At 69.3% G+C, this 18,375-nt stretch carries 15 protein-coding genes and 1 pseudogene; 8 read left to right on the plus strand and 8 right to left on the minus strand.

Annotated features, from left to right (window positions below):
- Positions 1 to 39 precede the first annotated feature (39 nt).
- Positions 40 to 570 carry a hypothetical protein gene (locus tag BST15_RS13050; RefSeq protein ID WP_046191155.1) on the minus strand — a complete coding sequence of 177 codons (531 nt, stop codon included), beginning with the start codon at positions 568 to 570 and terminating at the stop codon, positions 40 to 42.
- Between the two features lie 25 nt (positions 571 to 595).
- Positions 596 to 2,050 carry a CCA tRNA nucleotidyltransferase gene (locus tag BST15_RS13055; protein ID WP_046191154.1) on the minus strand — a complete coding sequence of 485 codons (1,455 nt, stop codon included), beginning with the start codon at positions 2,048 to 2,050 and terminating at the stop codon, positions 596 to 598.
- A gap of 221 nt (positions 2,051 to 2,271) precedes the next feature.
- Between BST15_RS13055 and BST15_RS13060 the strand changes: the two genes are divergently transcribed.
- The 8 genes and pseudogenes from BST15_RS13060 to BST15_RS13095 all read left to right on the plus strand — a co-directional run bounded on the left by BST15_RS13060 (position 2,272) and on the right by BST15_RS13095 (position 12,865).
- Entirely contained in the window at positions 2,272 to 3,036 is a 765-nt protein-coding gene (locus BST15_RS13060) for an NUDIX hydrolase (RefSeq protein WP_370759870.1), read from the plus strand.
- A 29-nt stretch (positions 3,037 to 3,065) separates the two neighbouring features.
- Positions 3,066 to 5,441 carry a hypothetical protein gene (locus BST15_RS13065; protein ID WP_370759871.1) on the plus strand — a complete coding sequence of 792 codons (2,376 nt, stop codon included), beginning with the start codon at positions 3,066 to 3,068 and terminating at the stop codon, positions 5,439 to 5,441.
- A complete protein-coding gene (murJ, locus tag BST15_RS13070; protein ID WP_046190104.1) occupies positions 5,438 to 8,842 on the plus strand; it encodes a murein biosynthesis integral membrane protein MurJ in 3,405 nt (1,134 codons plus the stop codon). The genes BST15_RS13065 and murJ overlap by 4 nt, the downstream gene beginning before the upstream one ends.
- Positions 8,843 to 8,906: 64 nt before the next feature.
- Positions 8,907 to 9,464 (plus strand): annotated as a pseudogene (gene sigM / locus BST15_RS13075) (RNA polymerase sigma factor SigM); the annotation flags it as partial.
- 194 nt (positions 9,465 to 9,658) lie between these two features.
- The gene (locus BST15_RS13080; RefSeq protein ID WP_052751432.1) at positions 9,659 to 10,051 is read left to right on the plus strand and encodes a hypothetical protein; all 393 of its coding nucleotides are present in this window, start codon (positions 9,659 to 9,661) and stop codon (positions 10,049 to 10,051) included.
- Positions 10,052 to 10,159: 108 nt separating this feature from the next.
- A complete protein-coding gene (gene trxB / locus BST15_RS13085; protein WP_046190105.1) occupies positions 10,160 to 11,149 on the plus strand; it encodes a thioredoxin-disulfide reductase in 990 nt (329 codons plus the stop codon).
- On the plus strand, positions 11,146 to 11,478 hold the full coding sequence (gene trxA, locus BST15_RS13090) for a thioredoxin (protein WP_046190106.1): 333 nt from the start codon (positions 11,146 to 11,148) through the stop codon (positions 11,476 to 11,478). The genes trxB and trxA overlap by 4 nt, the downstream gene beginning before the upstream one ends.
- A gap of 169 nt (positions 11,479 to 11,647) precedes the next feature.
- Positions 11,648 to 12,865 (plus strand): N-acetylmuramoyl-L-alanine amidase, encoded by a 1,218-nt coding sequence (locus tag BST15_RS13095; protein ID WP_046190107.1) that lies wholly within the window; start codon positions 11,648 to 11,650, stop codon positions 12,863 to 12,865.
- On the opposite strand, the gene BST15_RS13100 is transcribed toward BST15_RS13095, so the two are convergent.
- The 6 genes from BST15_RS13100 to yidC all read right to left on the minus strand — a co-directional run bounded on the left by BST15_RS13100 (position 12,801) and on the right by yidC (position 18,339).
- Complete coding sequence (locus tag BST15_RS13100) at positions 12,801 to 13,622, minus strand: acetyltransferase (protein ID WP_188108856.1); 822 nt, start codon at positions 13,620 to 13,622, stop codon at positions 12,801 to 12,803. The genes BST15_RS13095 and BST15_RS13100 overlap by 65 nt on opposite strands.
- 224 nt (positions 13,623 to 13,846) lie before the next feature.
- Entirely contained in the window at positions 13,847 to 14,857 is a 1,011-nt protein-coding gene (locus BST15_RS13105) for a ParB/RepB/Spo0J family partition protein (RefSeq protein WP_046190108.1), read from the minus strand.
- A complete protein-coding gene (locus BST15_RS13110; protein ID WP_083070988.1) occupies positions 14,854 to 15,861 on the minus strand; it encodes a ParA family protein in 1,008 nt (335 codons plus the stop codon). Before BST15_RS13110 ends, BST15_RS13105 begins: the two co-directional genes overlap by 4 nt.
- Positions 15,858 to 16,592, minus strand: coding sequence for a 16S rRNA (guanine(527)-N(7))-methyltransferase RsmG (rsmG, locus tag BST15_RS13115; protein ID WP_188108855.1), 735 nt, complete (start codon positions 16,590 to 16,592; stop codon positions 15,858 to 15,860). Before rsmG ends, BST15_RS13110 begins: the two co-directional genes overlap by 4 nt.
- Positions 16,593 to 16,662: 70 nt before the next feature.
- The gene (locus BST15_RS13120) at positions 16,663 to 17,247 is read right to left on the minus strand and encodes a Jag family protein (RefSeq protein ID WP_046190109.1); all 585 of its coding nucleotides are present in this window, start codon (positions 17,245 to 17,247) and stop codon (positions 16,663 to 16,665) included.
- A 54-nt stretch (positions 17,248 to 17,301) separates the two neighbouring features.
- Positions 17,302 to 18,339, minus strand: a complete 1,038-nt coding sequence (gene yidC / locus BST15_RS13125) for a membrane protein insertase YidC (RefSeq protein ID WP_046190122.1) — start codon at positions 18,337 to 18,339, stop codon at positions 17,302 to 17,304.
- Positions 18,340 to 18,375: the final 36 nt, after the last annotated feature.

Raw genomic sequence — 18,375 nt, forward strand, 5'->3', positions numbered from 1 at the left:
CCCGGCCGCATCAGTACCGCCGGGGCGCTGAGCAGGCGCCTACAGCGCGGTCGCGCCGTCGGCGGCCCCGTCTCCATCGGCGTCGGTGAGTTTCAGGTCCCACCTGCCATCACCATCGGTGTCGACGTAGGCGGCTGCGTAACCCCCCGCGCCGTTGCCGATCAAGACCCGGTCGGCTCGCCCGTCACCGTCAAAGTCGAGCAGGCGATCGTCGATGCGGCCGTCTCGCTCGAAGTCCACCAGCGGACCGCCGGCGTGCTCGAGACCGTCGAGGTCCAGCCAGCGCAGTCCGCCCGAGCGGTCCGCTGAGCCGGCCGCCATGCCGTGTCCCCAGGTGCCCGTGCCGTCGTCGACGAACGCGGCCTCCGGGATGCCGTCGTCGTCGAGGTCGAGCAGGAGGTGGTCGACCAGCCCGTCGCCGTCGAGGTCGACGAGCGCGTCGTCGCGCAGCCCGTCCCCGTCGAAGTCCAGACTGATGCCGTCGGCCACCCCGTCGCCGTCCAGGTCCACATCCGGTGGACCGGTCCACATCGCGGCCGAACCGTCACCGTCGCTGAGGCAATAGTCCATACCCGCATCTGACGGGCCGGTGCCGCTATCGGTTCCCCTGCGTCTGCCACCAGCTCAGCAATTCCGCCGTCGCCTCTTCGCGCGTCAGCGGTCCGCGCTCCAGGCGGAGCTCCTTGAGGTAGCTCCACGCCCGTCCCACCTGCGGACCCGCCGGGATGTCGAGCAGCGCCATGATCTCGTTGCCGTCCAAGTCGGGCCGCACGCGCTGCAGGTCCTCCCGGGCGGCCAGTTCCGCGATCCGCTCTTCGAGTTGGTCGTAGCTTGCCTGCAGGCGGGCCGCACGCCGCTTGTTGCGTGTGGTGCAGTCCGCGCGGACCAGCTTGTGCAGCCGAGCCAGCAGCGGTCCCGCATCGGTGACATACCGGCGCACCGCCGAGTCGGTCCACTTGCCGTCGCCGTAACCGTGAAACCGCAGGTGCAGGTAGACCAGCTGGGACACGTCGTCGACCATCTGCTTGGAGTAGCGCAGTGCGCGCATTCGTTTCCGGGCCATCTTCGCGCCCACCACCTCGTGGTGGTGAAAACTGACGCCTCCGTCACTCTCGTGGCGCCGGGTGGCCGGCTTGCCGATGTCGTGCAACAGCGCCGCCCAGCGCAGCACCAGATCGGGGCCGCCGTCGGGGCCCGAGTCCTCTAAGTCGATCGCCTGGCGCAGCACGGTCAGCGAATGCTGGTAGACGTCCTTGTGCTGGTGATGCTCATCGATGGCCATCCGCATGCCGCCGACTTCGGGCAACACCACATCGCCCATCCCGGTGGCCACCATCAGGTCCAGGCCGGCGACCGGGTCGGCGCCCACCAGCATCTTGTCCAGTTCGGCCGCCACGCGTTCGGCGGTGATGCGGCCCAGCTCCGGGGCCATGTCCACGATGGCCGCGCGCACTCGCGGCGCCACGGTGAAGCCGAGCTGGGAAACGAAGCGGGCGGCGCGCAGCATGCGCAGCGGGTCGTCGCCGAACGAGTCCTGCGGTGCAGTCGGCGTGTCCAGCACCCGCTCGCGCAGTGCCGCGAGGCCGCCCAGCGGGTCGATGAACTCCCCCGGCCCGGCGGGCGTGATCTGGACCGCCATCGCATTGGCGGTGAAGTCGCGGCGCACCAGATCCTGGTCAAGTGAGTCACCGAAGCGCACTTCGGGATTGCGCGTCACCCGGTCATATTTGTCGGCCCGGAAGGTGGTGATCTCGACGCGCTGACCGCCGATGGCCGCGCCTACCGTGCCGAAATCGATGCCGGTGTCCCACATGGCTTCGGCCTGGCCGCGCAGAATGGTCTGCACCTGCTCGGGCCGCGCGTCGGTGGTGAAGTCCAGGTCCGGGCTGGGGCGTCCCAGCAGGGCATCGCGCACCGATCCCCCGACCAGGTAGAGCTGGTGGCCGGCGTCGGCGAAGAGGGCGCCCAGGCTGCGCAGCACGTCGGCGTGCCGATTCAGCGCGACGGCCGCCGCGGTCAGCAGATCGGCGTCTTGGTGGGCATCAGGCACGTTCGGTGAGCTTAGCGGTGGTCGCGAGAACGGCGAAGCCGGGCGAAGCGGGCCGCCGTGCTGGTGGCGTGCCGGCAGCCGAGTGTGCGGTTTCAGGGGATTCTCGCGGGCGGCGCCAACAATTCCGCACACTCGATGGACTCCACGGGATGAAACGGGGCCGAGTGCATCACCGGCGAGGGGCGCCGGTCGGCCCATGCGTGCCAGCTACTATCACATGGGTGTCGGCCGACGGCGGAGAAGCCAATTCGGGACGGCGCCGCAGGCGGCGCCGTGGTCGACGCACGTCTGGTCCCAAGGCCAGTCACACCGAATCCCCGGCCGCAGAGGCCAGTCCGGCTGCTGCCGTCACTCCTTCGCGTGCGGCTCAGCGCCGGTCGCGACCCGCGCGGCACGGCCCCGAGCGCCTGCGCACCGTGCATGAGACCTCCGCGGGCGGGCTGGTGGTCGACGGTATCGATGGCCCGCGCGAAGAGCAGGTGGCCGCCCTCATCGGACGGGTGGACCGGCGCGGCAGGATGCTGTGGTCGCTGCCCAAGGGTCATATCGAGGTCGGTGAGACCGCCGAGCAGACCGCCATCCGTGAGGTCGCCGAAGAGACCGGCGTGCAAGGCAGCGTGCTGGCCGCGCTGGGCAGCATCGACTACTGGTTCGTCACCGACGGCCACCGCGTCCACAAAACCGTGCACCACTATCTGTTGCGATTCGCCAGCGGCGAACTGTGCGATGACGACATGGAAGTGGCCGAGGTGGCCTGGGTGCCGATCCGGGAGCTGGCGTCCCGCCTGGCGTACGCCGACGAGCGCCGCTTGGCGCTGGTCGCCGACGAGTTGATCGACCGCCTGCAGGCCGACGGTCCGGCCGCCCTGCCCCCGTTGCCGGTCACGGCACCCTGGCGGCGGCAGCAGACCCATTCCCGCGCCCGCCGTACTCGCACTGGTGAGCCCTCACCGGACCCGAAGAACGGTCGCGGGCTGGACCCGTGACCCGCACGCGACCCGGTGGTGGGGGTCCCATACTCGCCTTGTCAGGGCCCCTGGCGGCCCTGGTGGCGGTGGTGACCGTCCTCCTGATGACTCTCGGCACGACCCTCGTCGCCGCCGCCCCGCACGTCGCCGCAGGCGAACCCGATGCGGCACCGTTCGTCCAGATCCGGATCGACCGCGTCACCCCTGACGTCGTCACCACCTCCAGCGCGCCCGTGGTCACCATCGCCGGAACGGTCAGCAACGTCGGCGATCGACCCGTACGTGACGTGGTGGTTCGGCTTGAGCAGGCCGGTGCCGTGGCCTCCTCCGCCGGCCTGCGCACCAACCTCAGCGGGGCCAACGACCAATACCGCCCGGTGGGCGCCTTCGTCACGGTGGCGCCGGAACTGCAGCGCGGCCAAGAGGCCCGCTTCACGTTGTCCGCGCCGCTGCGCTCGGCGAACCAGCCCGCCTTGAACATCGACCGCCCCGGCGTTTACCCGGTGCTGGTCAACGTCAACGGCACCCCCGACTACGGCGAACCGACCCGCCTGGACGATGCCCGCTTCCTGCTTCCGGTGACCGGCCTGCCCCGCACCGAGCCTGGATCCGGGTTGACCGCGGACCCCGTCGCACCCGATATCTCGCACCCGGTGCGGGTGACCATGTTCTGGCCCTTGGCCGATCGGCCGCGGCTCACGCCGGGAGAGCCCGGCGGTGCGCTGCCGGTTCGGCTCATCGACGATGAGCTGGCGACATCGTTGGCTCCCGGGGGTCGGCTCGAGGCGCTGTTGTCCGCCGCCGAGTTCGCCACCAGCCCGGCAGTGGACATCAACGGCGTGGTCAATCGTGCCCTGTGCCTGGCCGTCGACCCCGACCTGGTGGTCACGGTATCGGCGATGACCCGCGGCTACGTGGTCGCCGACTCCCCCGCGAGCGCCACCACGCTTCCCGGGACCGGGCGCGACGCCGCCCGCACCTGGCTGGAGCGGCTGCGGCGCCTGGCCCACCACACCTGCGTCGCCGCAACCCCCTACGCCCAGACCGACCTGGACGCCTTGGCGCGGGTGGGCGACGCCGGTCTCGACGAGATCGCGGTGCGCACTCCCGCCGACATCCTGGACCGCATCCTGGAGGTGAGCTCGACCCGCGGCGTGGTCCTGCTCGGCGACGGCCGGCTGACGACGGGCGCCGCCGACCTGATCGGCGCCCAGGGCGATGCTGTGGTGATCACGGCCGGCGAGTGTTCCGCCCTGGAGTCCGGCGCCGCGGCCACCGCTGACGTCACGCCCCGGCGGTTGTCACCGCAGCTGGTGGCGGTGCCCTATGACCCCGCCGTGGGTGCCGCGCTGGCGGCCATGGGCACCGATCCGATGACACCCGGCTACCTGGACAGCTCCCTGGCGGTCCGGCTGAACCACGACTCCGCGCTGGCCCGTCGCCAGGATGCTCTGGGTGCGCTGCTGTGGCGAAGCCTGGAATCGCCGGAGACTCCCGGCGCGCTGCGCAGCGAGATCCTGATGCCGCCGGCGTACTGGAAGCCGCGCGCCGACGACGCCCAGGCCGTGCTGACCACCCTGGCCACCGCACTGCACTCCGGGCTGGCCGACGCCCGGCCGCTCACCGCGGTGCTGGCCGAATCCGCCGACGTGGCGGCGCCGCCGGAGCATCCGCTGCCGGCCCAGCAGCCGGCGGGTGGCTTCGGCCCCGAGGTGATCGGCACCGTGACCAGCGACATCGGCAGATTGTGGGGCTTGACGTCGGCGCTGACCACCGACGCTCGCACCGGCCTGACCGGTGAGGCGTACACGACACCGCTCGCCGAGGGCATGCTGCGCGCCCTGACCCAGTCCGAACCGCCCGATGTCCGCAACGGCCTGGCCGCGCAACGCCTGGCGATCATCGGCACCACCGTCGCCGACCTGATCGGCGCCGTCACCATCGTCAATCCGGCCGACTCCTACACGCTGGCCACCGAGCACAGTCCGCTTCCCCTGGCGCTGCGCAACGATCTCGCGGTGCCGATCCGGGTGCGGCTGCACGTGGACGCACCACCGGGAATGTCGGTCACCGATGTCGGGGAGCTCGAGCTGCCACCGGGGTACCTGCCCCTGCGAGTTCCGGTCGAAGTGCGGGTCAACCAGCACTTCGTGGTCGACGCGGCACTACAGACCCCCAACGGCATGCCGCTGGGCGAATCGGTGCGCTTGTCGGTGCATTCCAACGCCTACGGCATGGTGCTGTTCCTGATCACCATGACAGCGGCGGCGGCCCTGACGGTTCTGACCGGGCGCCGGCTCTGGCATCGGTTCCGCGGCCAACCCGACCGCGCCGACCTGCCCGCGCCACCCCCCGGCGCGGACCGGCCCCCGGCGAGCGTGGCGGCGCAACAGCATCCGGCGGACCGCGGCGGCGACCGATGAGCACGCCGGCCCAGCAGCCCGCACGCCCCGAGCTGACCGACGCCGCGGTGGTGTCACGGTCCTGGGGGATGGCCTTGGCGACCCTGGTCAGCCGGATCACTGGATTCGTCCGAGTGGTGCTGCTGGCGGCGATCCTGGGTGCGGCGCTCTCGAGCGCGTTCTCGGTGGCCAACCAGTTGCCGAACCAGATTGCCGCGCTGGTGCTGGAGGCCACGTTCACCGCGATCTTCGTGCCGGTGCTGGCCCGCGCCGAACGCGACGACGCCGACGGCGGTGCCGCATTCGTCCGGCGGCTGGTCACACTGGCAACCGCGTTGCTGCTGGCCACCACGGTGATCTCGGTGGCAGCGGCCCCGCTGCTGGTGCGGCTGATGCTGGGCGGGGACCCGCAGGTCAACGAGCCGCTGACCATTGCGTTCGCCTACCTGCTGCTGCCACAGGTGATCTGTTACGGACTGTCGTCGGTGTTCATGGCGATCCTGAACACGCGCAATATCTTCGGCGCTCCGGCCTGGGCTCCGGTGGTCAACAACGTCGTCGCGATCGCCACCTTGGTGCTGTACCTGCTGGTGCCGGGCGAACTGTCGGTGGATCCGGTGCGGATGGGCAACGCCAAGCTGCTGGTGCTGGGCTTGGGCACCACCGCGGGCGTCGTCGCACAGACCGCCGTGCTGCTGGTGGCCATCCGCCGGGAGCGGATCAGCCTACGGCCGCTGTGGGGCATCGACGACCGGCTCAAGCGCTTCGGCACGATGGCGTCGGCCATGGTGCTCTACGTCTTGATCAGCCAGGTCGGCCTGGTGGTGACCAATCAGATCGCCAGCACCGCCGCCGCCTCCGGTCCGGCGATCTACTACTACTCCTGGCTGCTGTTGCAGCTGCCGTTCGGCATGATCGGCGTGACGGTGCTGACCGTCGTCATGCCCCGCTTGAGCCGCAACGCCGCCGCCGGCGACGACCCCGCGGTGCTGGCCGATCTGTCCCTGGCGACCCGGCTGATGATGATCACGCTCATCCCGATCGTGGCGCTGATGACCGTCGGCGGACCGGCGATCGGCAGTGCGCTGTTCGCCTACGGCAACTTCGGCAACGTCGATGCGGGCTACCTCGGCGCCGCGGTCGCCATGTCGGCCTTCACGCTGATCCCCTATGCGATGGTGCTGTTGCAGCTGCGGGTCTTCTACGCCCGAGAGCAGCCGTGGACACCCATCGCGATCATCGTGGTGATCACCGCGGTGAAGATCGCCGCCTCGGTGCTGGCTCCGCACCTGACCGGAACCCCGGAGCTGGTCGCGGCCTACCTGGGCCTGGCAAACGGTCTGGGCTTCCTGGCCGGGGCGATCGTCGGGCACCTGCTGCTGCGGCGCTCACTGCGCCCGGTGCGCGGTCCCGGGGCGCCTCCGGCGCGCTGGGCATTGTTGGGGCCGGAGGTGATCCGCACCGTTCTGGTCACGCTGACGGCGTCGCTGCTGGCCGGCCTGGTCGTCGAGGTGCTGGATCGCGCGCTGGGTCTTCGGGGGCTGACCGACCATGGCGCCGCCGGGTCGATGCTGCGGCTGCTGATCCTCACGGCGGTGATGCTGCCGATCATCGCGGCCGTCATGGTGCGTGCCGAGGTTCCCGAAGCGGTCGCCGCAGTGGCCGCGGTTCGCCGGAGAATGGGGGCCGGCGGGCCACCGGCCGGCATGCCTAACCCGCCTTCTCCCGATGCCAGCGTCCCGTACGCTGATTCCAACCGTTTGCCCACAGTCGGCGGGGACGTCGTGAACGCTCCCGCCACGCATACGCCGCCCGCACACATCGCCGGTGGCTGGACACCGAAAGGCGGGGAGGTGGCCAACACTCCTTCGGAGGGCGTCGGACCTCAAGCCGCGGCGCGGACCGTTGCTCCGCAGCCGTCCCAGCGCGCGGCTGAGGCCCCCGAGTCCGCCGCCAACGACAGCTTGTTGACGCCGGGGCTGAGCATCGCCGGCGGCCGCTACCGGCTGCTCGTTCGCCACGGCGGTACCCCGGTGCTGCAGTTCTGGCAGGCGCTGGACACCGCCCTGGACCGCCAGGTGGCCCTGACCTTCGTCGACCCGAATCAGACCCTGTCCGACGAGCAGCTCACCAGTGTCCTGTCCCGCACCCAGCGGCTCAGCCAGATCGATCTGCCGGGGATCGCCCGCGTCCTGGACGTGGTGCGCGTCGGTGCGGGCGGACTGGTGGTCTCCGAATGGGTGCGTGGCGCCTCGCTCCAGGAGGTGGCGGGCACGGCGCCGTCGCCGATCGGCGCGGCCCGCGCGATCCGGTCGCTGGCATCGGCGGCCGAATCCGCTCACCACAGCGGGGTGGCCCTGTCGATCGACCACCCGGCACGAGTGCGGGTCAGCATCGAAGGCGACGTCACACTGGCCTTCCCCGCGACGCTGCCCGACACCAAGCCCGAAGACGACATCCGCGGAATCGGCGCCACCCTCTATGCGCTGCTGGTCAACCGGTGGCCCCTGGCCGACGCCGGGGCCGACAGCGGCCTGAAGCCGGCGGACCTGGACTCCAGCGGCAATCCCGTCAAGCCCGATTCGGTCAACCCCGACATTCCGTTCCAGATCTCCGCGGCCGCCAGCCATGCGATCCAGCCCGACGGCGGGATCCGGGGCGCGTCCACGTTGTCGAACCTGCTGCAGCAGGCCACCGCCCTGCATGAGCAGACCGAGCTGCTGGGTCCGGTCAGTGACGAACCGCCCGCTCCGCGGGTGCGGCCCGCACCACCGGACGCCGAGGCAGCGGCCGAGCGGCGCCGCCGGGTGCTGATCGGCCTGGGCATCGGTGCGGCGGTCATCCTGGTGGCGCTGTTGGTGTTGGCCTCGGTGCTCAACCGGATCTTCGGCGACGTCAACGGGTTGGACAAGACCGAACTCGGCTTGAGCAGCCCCTCGGCATCGTCACTGCCCGGCGCCAGCGGACCCAACGGGATTGTGAAGCCGGTGCAGGTGACGGTCTTCTCCCCCGGCGGCGAGGCAGACCGGCCCCAGGACGCCGCTCTGGCGATCGACGGTAACCCGGCCACCGCCTGGTCGACGGACACCTATTCCGATCCGGTGCCGTTCCCCAATTTCAAGAACGGCGTCGGGCTGATGCTGCAACTGCCCAAGCCCACGGTGATCGGCACCGTCTCGCTCAACGTGTCCAGCACCGGAACCAAGGTGGAGCTGCGTTCGTCCCCGACGCCGAAGCCGGCGCGGCTGGAGGACACCACCTTGTTGGCCCCGGCGAAGGCGCTGCAGCCCGGCTCCAACAAGATCACCGCGGATTCGTCGACGGCGACCTCGAACCTGCTGGTGTGGATCTCCACGATGGGAAACACCGGCGGAGAGAGCCGCACCCAGATCTCTGAGATCACCGTGCAAGCCGCCTCCTAGCGGGGCTGTGCACAGGTCTTCGGGGTGAAGTGCCGGCGGGGCCAGCTCTGGTTACTGTCCGCCCATGGGGCTCCCCGATCGCACTGACGCCGAGCTGTTGGCCGCACATGTGGCCGGTGACCGCTACGCCTTCGCCGCGCTCTACGACCGGCACCACCGCCGGCTGCGACGGCTGGCCCGCAGCACCACCGGCTGCGCTCACGAGGCCGAAGATGCGCTGCAAGACGCCATGCTGTCGGCACATCGGGCGGCCGGATCGTTTCGCCACGACGCCGCCGTCGGCAGTTGGCTGCACCGGATCGTGCTCAACGCCTGCCTGGATCGGGTGCGCCGCAACAGGTCGACCTGGGTGGAGCTGATCGACCATCCGGCCACCGGTGATCGCACCGCCGAAGTGGACACGGCATTGGTGGTCCGCGCGGCGCTGCGCAGGTTGCCGGCCGAACAGCGGGCCGCGCTGCTCGCCGTGCACATGCAGGGATATTCGGTCGCCGACGCCGCCCACAAGTTCGGGGTGGCACCGGGCACCGTCAAGAGTCGCTGTGCCCGCGGTCGGGCGCGGCTGGCCGTCCTACTGGGGCAGGGCCGCGGTTCCCGCCCTGCCGCTGCGGGCCCGTCGGCCCACGGCCGGTTAGCCTTGGCCCCGGACGGCGGCACGGCACGACGTGTGCCGCCACGACAACGAGTGGAAGCGGCACCATGTCCAGCGATTCGGACGACGAACAGTCCCGGGCCCCCTCCGGGCCACCGGCGCACGCAAGCCGCCCGTCACCCCGGTTCAGCCGGATCGCCGCCTGGGCCGGCGGTATCGCCGCCGTGATCGCGGTCGGCGTCGGCACGGCGGCGTTGATCCGGTTGCCCGGCGAGGCCTCCAGCGGTCCCCGCTCGTTTGACGCCATCACGGTGGCATCGGCGCCCACGGCCGTGCTGCCGCTGTCCGAACCGGAGATCCTCGAACTACTGGATCGTCGTCCCGAGTACGGCCCGCTGGCCGACCCGGTACGTCGCACGGGGTGCCTTGCCGGGCTGGGTTACCCGGCCTCGACGCAGATCCTGGGAGCACGCGAGATCACGGTGGGCGGCCGCCCCGGGGTGCTCCTGTTGGTACCCGGCACACCGGCCGGCAACGTCATCGCACTCGCGGTGGCTCCGCACTGCAGTTCCGCAGACACCGGACTGCTTGCCGACACGACCGTTCGGCGCCCCTGACCGGCATGCGGGCCCGGCAGTATCGGCGCGGGGAACATCGCCGCCTACGCTGACGTTGCTAGCCCGTGTAAGCAGATCCCGAGCGGATCCGAGAAGAAGAGGCCCTCGATGTCTGAGACACCATCCATCCACGATGTGATCATCATCGGTTCCGGTCCAGCCGGGTACACCGCGGCGATCTACACCGCCCGGGCGCAGCTGGCGCCCCTGGTGTTCGAGGGGACCGCGTTTGGCGGCGCGCTGATGACCACCACCGAGGTGGAGAACTTCCCCGGTTTCCGCAACGGCATCATGGGGCCCGAGCTGATGGACGAGATGCGTGAGCAGGCCCTGCGCTTCGGGGCCGACCTGCGGATGGAAGACGTCGAGTCGGTGGAGCTGGATGGGCCGATCAAGACCGTCGTCACCGCCGACGGCGAGACCCACCGGGCCCGCGCGGTCATCCTGGCCATGGGCGCGGCCGCCCGCTACCTGAACATCCCGGGGGAGCAGGAGCTGCTCGGCCGCGGGGTGAGTTCCTGCGCCACCTGCGATGGATTCTTCTTCCGTGACCAGGACATCGCCGTGATCGGCGGCGGCGACTCCGCCATGGAGGAAGCCACCTTCTTGACCCGCTTCGCCCGCAGCGTGACGCTGGTGCACCGCCGCGACGAGTTCCGCGCGTCGAAGATCATGCTCAACCGCGCCCGTGAGAACGACAAGATCCGGTTCCTGACCAACAGCGTGCCGGTCGCGGTGGAGGGCGAATCGACGGTCAGCGGCCTGCGGGTGCGCGACACCGAGACCGGCGCCGAGACCACCCTCCCGGTGACCGGGGTGTTCGTCGCCATCGGCCACGATCCCCGTTCGACGCTGGTGCGCGACGCGGTCGAGCTGGACCCGGAGGGCTACGTGGTGGTGCAGCAGCCGGGCTCGCGCACGTCACTGGAGGGGGTGTTCGCCGCCGGTGATCTGGTGGACCACACCTACCGGCAGGCGATCACCGCCGCCGGAACGGGCTGCGCGGCCGCCATCGACGCCGAACGCTGGCTGGCAGAATCGGAAGAAGCCACCACTCATGACAGCGGTACCGAAACCTTGATGGGAGCACCTCAGTGAGCGACAACCACAGCACGGTGACCGTTTCCGACGCCACCTTCGCCGACGACGTCCTGGCCAGCAGCACCCCTGTGCTGGTCGACTTCTGGGCGACGTGGTGCGGCCCCTGCAAGATGGTCGCGCCGGTCCTTGAGGAGATCGCCGCCGAGCAGGCGGGCCAGCTCACGGTCGCCAAGATCGACGTGGACGCCAACCCGAACACCGCGCGCGACTTCAACGTGGTCTCGATTCCGACCCTGATCCTGTTCAAGGATGGTCAGCCGGTGAAGCGGATCGTGGGCGCCAAGGGTAAGGCGGCGCTGCTGCGGGAGCTCGCCGACGCCACCTAGCGATTCCGGGCACCTCGTGACGGGCCTGTGACCGCCGGCTCTTCTGAGCCTGTTTGTTGCCTTGCCGTTTTCGAAAAATGGCTCGGGATCTGAGACAATTCTGGCTAATCTGCTGGCAAACACCCGCTACGGTTCCACTGCCAACAGCAACAACCGGAAGGGCTCACTCATGTCGGGTCGGCATCGCGGCACCGAGCAGGGCCTGCGTCGCGGCGACCGCAATGGTGCCGTGGTGGAGATCCGGGTTGCGCTGGCCTCGTTAGGCCTGGTGGACAGCCCCGACGCCGACCTGAGTACGGGCAAACACGTCGCGCTGGATGTCTTCGACGATGACCTGGATCAGGCGGTGCGCGCCTTTCAGCAGCAGCGTGGCCTGCTGGTGGACGGGATCATCGGTCAGGCCACCTATCGCGCGCTCAAAGAGGCGTCCTACCGCCTGGGCGCCCGCATTCTCAACCACCAGTTCGGTGCGCCGATGTACGGCGACGACGTGGCCACCCTGCAGGCCCGCCTGCAGGATCTGGGCTTCTACACCGGGCTGGTGGACGGCTACTTCGGCATACAGACCCACAACGCGCTGGCGTCTTATCAGCGCGAGTACGGTCTGTACGCCGACGGCATCTGCGGGCCAGAAACCTTGCGTTCCTTGAACTTCCTGGCCTCGCGGGTCAGCGGCGGCTCGCCACACGCAATCCGCGAAGAGGAGCTGGTGCGCCGCTCTGGACCCCGACTGTCCGGTAAACGGATCGTCATCGACCCCGGCCGTGGCGGCCGTGACCACGGGCTGATCACCCAGACTCCGTCGGGACCGATCAGTGAAGCAGACATCTTGTGGGACTTGGCAAGTCGCTTGGAAGGCCGGATGACGGCCATCGGCATGGACACCTTCCTGTCCCGCCCCAGCGGCCGCAACCCGTCCGACGCCGAACGCGCCGCGACCGCCAACGCCGTGGGCGCGGACTTGATGATCAGCCTGCGGTGCGCCACTCACGTCAGCCCCGCGGCGAACGGGGTGGCCTCGTTCCACTTCGGCAACTCGCACGGTTCGGTCTCCACGATCGGCCGGAATCTGGCGGACTTCATTCAGCGAGAGGCCGTGGCCCGCACCGGATTACAGGACTGCCGGGCTCACGGCCGGACTTGGGACCTGTTGCGCCTGACGCGGATGCCCACTGTCGAGGTGGATGTCGGTTACATCACCAGCCCGCGTGATCGCGCGATGTTGGCCTCTCCGGCGACTCGCGACGCCATCGCCGAAGGCATGCTGGCTGCGGTCAAGCGGCTGTACCTGCTCGGCAAGAACGACCGGCCCACCGGAACCTTTACGTTCGCCGAGCTGCTTGCCCACGAGCTGTCGGTCGAGCGGACCGGACCGCTCGGTCCCTGAGCTCCGCGGCACGTCCAGTAGCCACCGGAGCACCTGCGCCGATCGGCTGTTCCAGCTGTGCCCTCTCCAACAGGCGCTCCAGCGCCGCCTCCACCTCGGCCTTCCACCCCAGTCCCTTGTCGAGTTCCAGGCGCAGCCGCGGGAAGTAGCGGTGCGGGGCCACCACGGTGAAGCCGACGTCGGTCAGGAAGTCCGCGGCGATGATGCAGTGCTCCACCGAGCAGTCCCCGACGGCCTCCAACACCGGAGCCACGTCGGGCGGGACGACATCGTGTCCGGCACGACGCGCATCCAGGAGTTCCGAGACCGCGGGCGTGCGACCGAAGGCCTCCAGCGCCCGGACGCCGCGCCGGATCAGCTCGTCGACCACTCGGGAGATCAATTCCGCCGGCAGGCCGTCAGCCATGGGTGTCGGGTCGACACCGATCGAGGTCAACAGCACCGCGTCCGCCGATACCGGGCCGGTCGGAAACCGCTGAGCCCGCGGCACGGCCCGGGGCGGTGCGTAGAGCACGTAGCCGAGGCAGGGCGGGTCTCCGACACCGCGGGTGGCCGGCGGCGGTGTGGCGACCTGTCCGCAGGTCCCCCACTCCAACATCACCATCGACAGCCAGGCTTCCTTGTCGAACTCCGGGTCCGACAGGTGATCGTCGTGGCCGAGGGTGGCCGGATCGACTTCCCAGAACACACACCGGCGTGCGTGCTTGGGAAGCTGCTCGAAACCCTCGAGCCTCAGGGGTGCGATTCGGACAGACACTGGACTCCCGGTCTCAACCCGTGCTGTCGCCCGCGACAGCCCCTTAAGGATAGGAGGGTAGGCCCACCAGACGCCACGTTCTGCGCAGTTTGGTTGGTCGATCCCTCGAAAATGCGAAAGCTACTGCTAGTCAACACCATTCACGTCTCCCACCCGGCTCGTCGCGCCATACCGTCACAGTGACGTAACTGCCGTGTGGCCCTGGACCTGGGCGAACACCGCCTTTAGGGGGTGTTCGAGTCCATCATCGCGACGATCCGCTGCAGATCGTCGACGGATCCGAATTCGACCACGATCTTGCCCTTGCGCTTCCCCAGACTGACTGTCACCCGGGTGTCGTAGGTGGTCGACAGGCGCTCGGCCACGTCCTGCAGGCCGGGCATCTGGATCGGCTTGCGCCGCGGAGCCACCGGCGTCGGTGTGCCCGCGCGGTTGGCCAGGGTGACCGCCTCTTCGGTGGCGCGCACGGAGAGACCCTCGGCGACGATCCGCGCGGCGAGTTCCTCCTGTGCCTCCGACCCCGCCTCCAGCGACAGCAACGCGCGGGCGTGGCCTGCCGACAGGACTCCGGCGGCGACCCGGCGCTGCACCGGGATCGGCAGGCGAAGCAGCCGGATCATGTTGGTCACCAAGGGGCGCGACCGGCCGATCCGCGTCGCAAGTTCTTCGTGAGTCACGCCGAACTCATCCAGCAGCTGCTGATAGGCGGCGGCCTCTTCCAGCGGGTTCAGCTGCACCCGGTGGATGTTCTCCAGGAGCGCGTCGCGCAGGAGGTTGTCGTCCTCGGTTTCCCGAACGATGGCCGGGATGGTCTCCAAGCCAGCCTGCTGGGAAGCGCGCCAACGCCGCTCCCCCATGACCAGTTGGTACCGCGGCGAGCCGGGCGCAGCACCGGGCACGGCCCGCACCACGATGGGCTGCATGAGCCCGAATTCCCGAATCGAGTGCACCAGCTCGGCCAGCGCCTCGTCGTCGAATACCTGGCGGGGCTGGCGGGGGTTGGGCTCGATCTCGGAGGGCCGGATCTCCCGGTACACCGCGCCCACCTCGGTGGCGGCCGCCGGAGCAGAACCCCCCAGGCCTCCCAGAACGACGTCTGCGGCGGCGGCGCCCATGCGCGGTCCCATGCCAGCGCCGCGGTCTGCCTGAGCGTCGGTGCCCTCACCAGGCCCCGTCGGGATCAGCGAGGCCAAGCCGCGGCCCAGGCCGCCTTTCTTACGTGACGGTCCGGTCATCGGCGGTGTTCCTCCTCATCCCTGTGCTCCCCCGTCGGGCCCCCGTCACCGAGGTCCCGCTCGACAAGTTCCCGGCTGGCATCCAAGTAGCTCATGGCGCCGCGTGAACCGGGGTCGTAGTCGATGATCGTCATGCTGTAGCCCGGCGCCTCGGAGACCTTGACGCTGCGCGGGATCACCGTGCGTAGCACCCGATCGCCGAAGTATCGACGGACTTCATCGGCGACTTGGTCCGCGAGTTTGGTGCGACCGTCGTACATGGTCAGCAGGACCGTGGTCACCTCCAGCCGCGGGTTGAGGTGGGCTTTGACCATCTCGATGTTGCGCATCAACTGCGAGACGCCCTCCAGGGCGTAGTACTCACACTGAATGGGAATCAGCACTTCCGGCGCAGCGACCAACGCGTTGACCGTCAACAGCCCGAGCGAGGGCGGGCAGTCGATGAAGACGTAGTCGAAGTCGAAGCCGTCCAGGTCGGCCAGCGCATTGCGCAGACGGTTCTCCCGCGCCACCATGCTGACCAATTCGATCTCGGCGCCGGCCAGATCGATGGTGGCCGGGATGCAGTACAGCCGCTCGTTGTGCGGACTCTGCTGCAAGGCCTCCGTCACCGGGATCGCGCCGATCAACACCTCGTAGGAAGACGGCGTCCCGGATTTGCGGTCGGCGATACCCAGCGCGGTACTCGCATTGCCCTGCGGATCCAGGTCGATCACCAGGGTCTTGATTCCCTGGACCGCCAGCGCGGCGGCCAGGTTGACCGCCGTCGTGGTCTTGCCGACGCCGCCCTTCTGGTTCGCCACCGTAAACACGCGGCGGCGCTTCGGGCGCGGCAGGAGGTTGTTGGTGTGCAGCACTTGCATGGCCCGTTCGGCTGCTGCGCCGATCGGGGTGTCCACAAACGAGGGCGATGTTTCACGTGAAACCGGGTTGCCCGATGTTTCACGTGAAACAGCTTGGGCGCCGCCTCGGGCTTTCGCGGCCGGGGGGACTGCTCTGCTCATGTGTGCCTCCTGGTCGCCCGTCGTGCCGGTCCTCCCGCTGGGCGTCGGCGTGGATGCCTGGCCTCGGGTTCTCCCCGCAGCGCCAGCACCACGGTCGCGGGCGGGGATAAATACTTCACGCCACATCTCACCACCCTTACGTCGTTCGCGCCTAGTCTCTTGAGCACACCGCGGTGTTCGTCGACCTCGGCCTGTGCCCGCTCCCCCTTCATCGCCAACATCCGGCCCCCCGGACGTAGAAGCGGCAGGCTCCACCGGCCGAGCTTGTCCAAGCTCGCGACGGCCCGAGACAGTACGACGTCGCTGTCCGCTGCTAGCTCACGCACCGACGCATCCTCGGCACGCCCGCGCACCACCGCAACGTGGCCCAGACCCAGCTCTGCAATCGCTTCGCGGAGAAACTCGCTCCGACGCAGCAGGGGCTCGACCAACGTGATGGACACGTCCGGGCGGGCAATCGCCGCCGGGATGCCCGGCAGGCCGGCGCCGCTGCCGATGTCCGCGATGCGTTCGGCCGATTCGAGCAACTCCCCGACCGCCGCGCAGTTCAGGATGTGCCGATCCCAGAGCCGGTCGACTTCCCGCGGGCCGATCAGACCACGCTCCACCCCGGGGCCCGCCAGCAGGGCCGCATAACGCTGGGCGATATCTAGGCGCTCGCCGAAGACCTCGGCTGCCTCCGGGGGTGGCTCGGGTGGCGGTGTTCCCTCGACCTGTTTCACGTGAAACATTCCTCCGGCCTCCCGCGACTCGCTCGCCCGCGGGGAATCACATCGCTGTAATTCCCCGCGCTGAGCCTCGTCAGTCCCGCCGAACCACTACGCGGCGAGAGGGCTCAACGCCCTGGCTCTCGCTGTGCACACCGGCGACGGCCGCCACCGCGTCGTGGACGATCTTACGTTCGAAGGGACTCATCGGTGACAGTTCCTCGTCGGCACCGCTGTCCAACACACGCCGGGCCACCTCGTCGCCCAGCGCAGTCAGGTCATCCCGGCGCCGGCGACGCCAGCCCGCGATGTCCAGCATCAGCCGGCTGCGCTCACCCGTCTTCTGGTGCACCGCCAACCGAGTGAGCTCCTGCAGTGCATCCAACACCTCACCCTTGCGTCCCACCAGTTTGGTGAGATCCGAACCGCCGTCGATGCTCACCACCGCGCGGCGGCCCTCGACGTCCAGGTCGATGTCGCCGTCAAAGTCCAGGAGATCAAGGAGCTCCTCGAGGTAGTCGCCGGCGATCTCCCCTTCGGCGACCAGTCGATCTTCCAGGTCCACCGCGGGCGCCGCAGCCACTTCCTCGCGGGCTTCCTGCGCTTCGGTCTCCCCCGCAGACTCCACAGCCTCGTTCTCTGCGGTCCCGGCGTCGTTCATGTCGGTCGTGTCGGTCATCTCGTCTCCCTCCGTGCCCGGCGGCTCGCGCGCCGGTTGGCTTGTCGCGGTCGATTACCGCTTACGTTTCTTCGGCTTGGCGCCGGCCCCAGGCCGGGCCCCCCGGGCCGCGGGGCGGCCGGCGCTGCGCTTGGCGGCCTCGGAACTTCCGGACTCCGCCACGGTCGTCTCAGCAGCGTCCGAGGACACCGCGGGAACCTCGCCGCCGCCGCCGGCCTCCACTGCCGCCCGGGCACCTCGCTTCGGCTTGGCTCCGGGCGCGGGGGCGTTCGCGGCGCGGCGCCGAAGCGCCTCCTCCTTCTTGGCCTCTTCCTCTTTGGCGATCAGGCCGAAGACGTAGTGCTGCTGACCGAAGGTCCAGATGTTGTTGGAGAACCAGTACAAGATGATGGCCAACGGCAGGAACGGCCCGCCCACCACCACGCCCAACGGGAAGACGTAGAGCGCGAGCTTGTTCATCATCGCGGTCTGCGGGTTAGCCGCGGCCTCGGGACTCTGTCGGGCCACCGAAGCACGGCTGTTGAAATACGTCGCGATGCCCGCCGCGATCATGATGGGCACGCCGACCGCGATCACCGACACCCGGTTGAACTCGGCGAAAGCATCCAGGCCGGTGCGCTGGATCATGGTCGCGCCCAGCGGTGCGCCGAACAGATTCGCATCCAGGAAGTTGCCGACGTCGGCCGCACTGAAGAAGTAGTTGCCCAGTTGGCGGTTCAGGTCTGGCGACAGACCCAGTTGGCCTATCCCGGTGCTGGTCCGGTTGAACGACCGCAGCACATGGAACAGACCCAGGAAGACCGGGACCTGAGCCAACATCGGCAGGCAGCCGAGGATCGGGTTGAAGCCGTGCTCGCGCTGGAGCTTCTGCATCTCCAGTGCCATCTTCTGGCGGTCCTTGCCGTACTTCTTCTGCAAGGCCTTGATCTGGGGCTGCAGCTCCTGCATCTGCCGGGTGGTCCGGATCTGCTTGACGAAGGGCTTGTAGAGCAGTGCCCGCAGCGTGAACACCAGGAACACCACCGACAGCGCCCAGGTGAAGAAGTTGGCCGGCCCCAGTAGAAGGCCAAAAGCCTTGTACCACAACCACATAATGCCCGAAACCGGGTAGTACACGTAGTCCAGGCT

The sequence above is a fragment of the Mycolicibacter arupensis genome, assembly GCF_002086515.1.
Classification (GTDB): domain Bacteria; phylum Actinomycetota; class Actinomycetes; order Mycobacteriales; family Mycobacteriaceae; genus Mycobacterium; species Mycobacterium arupense.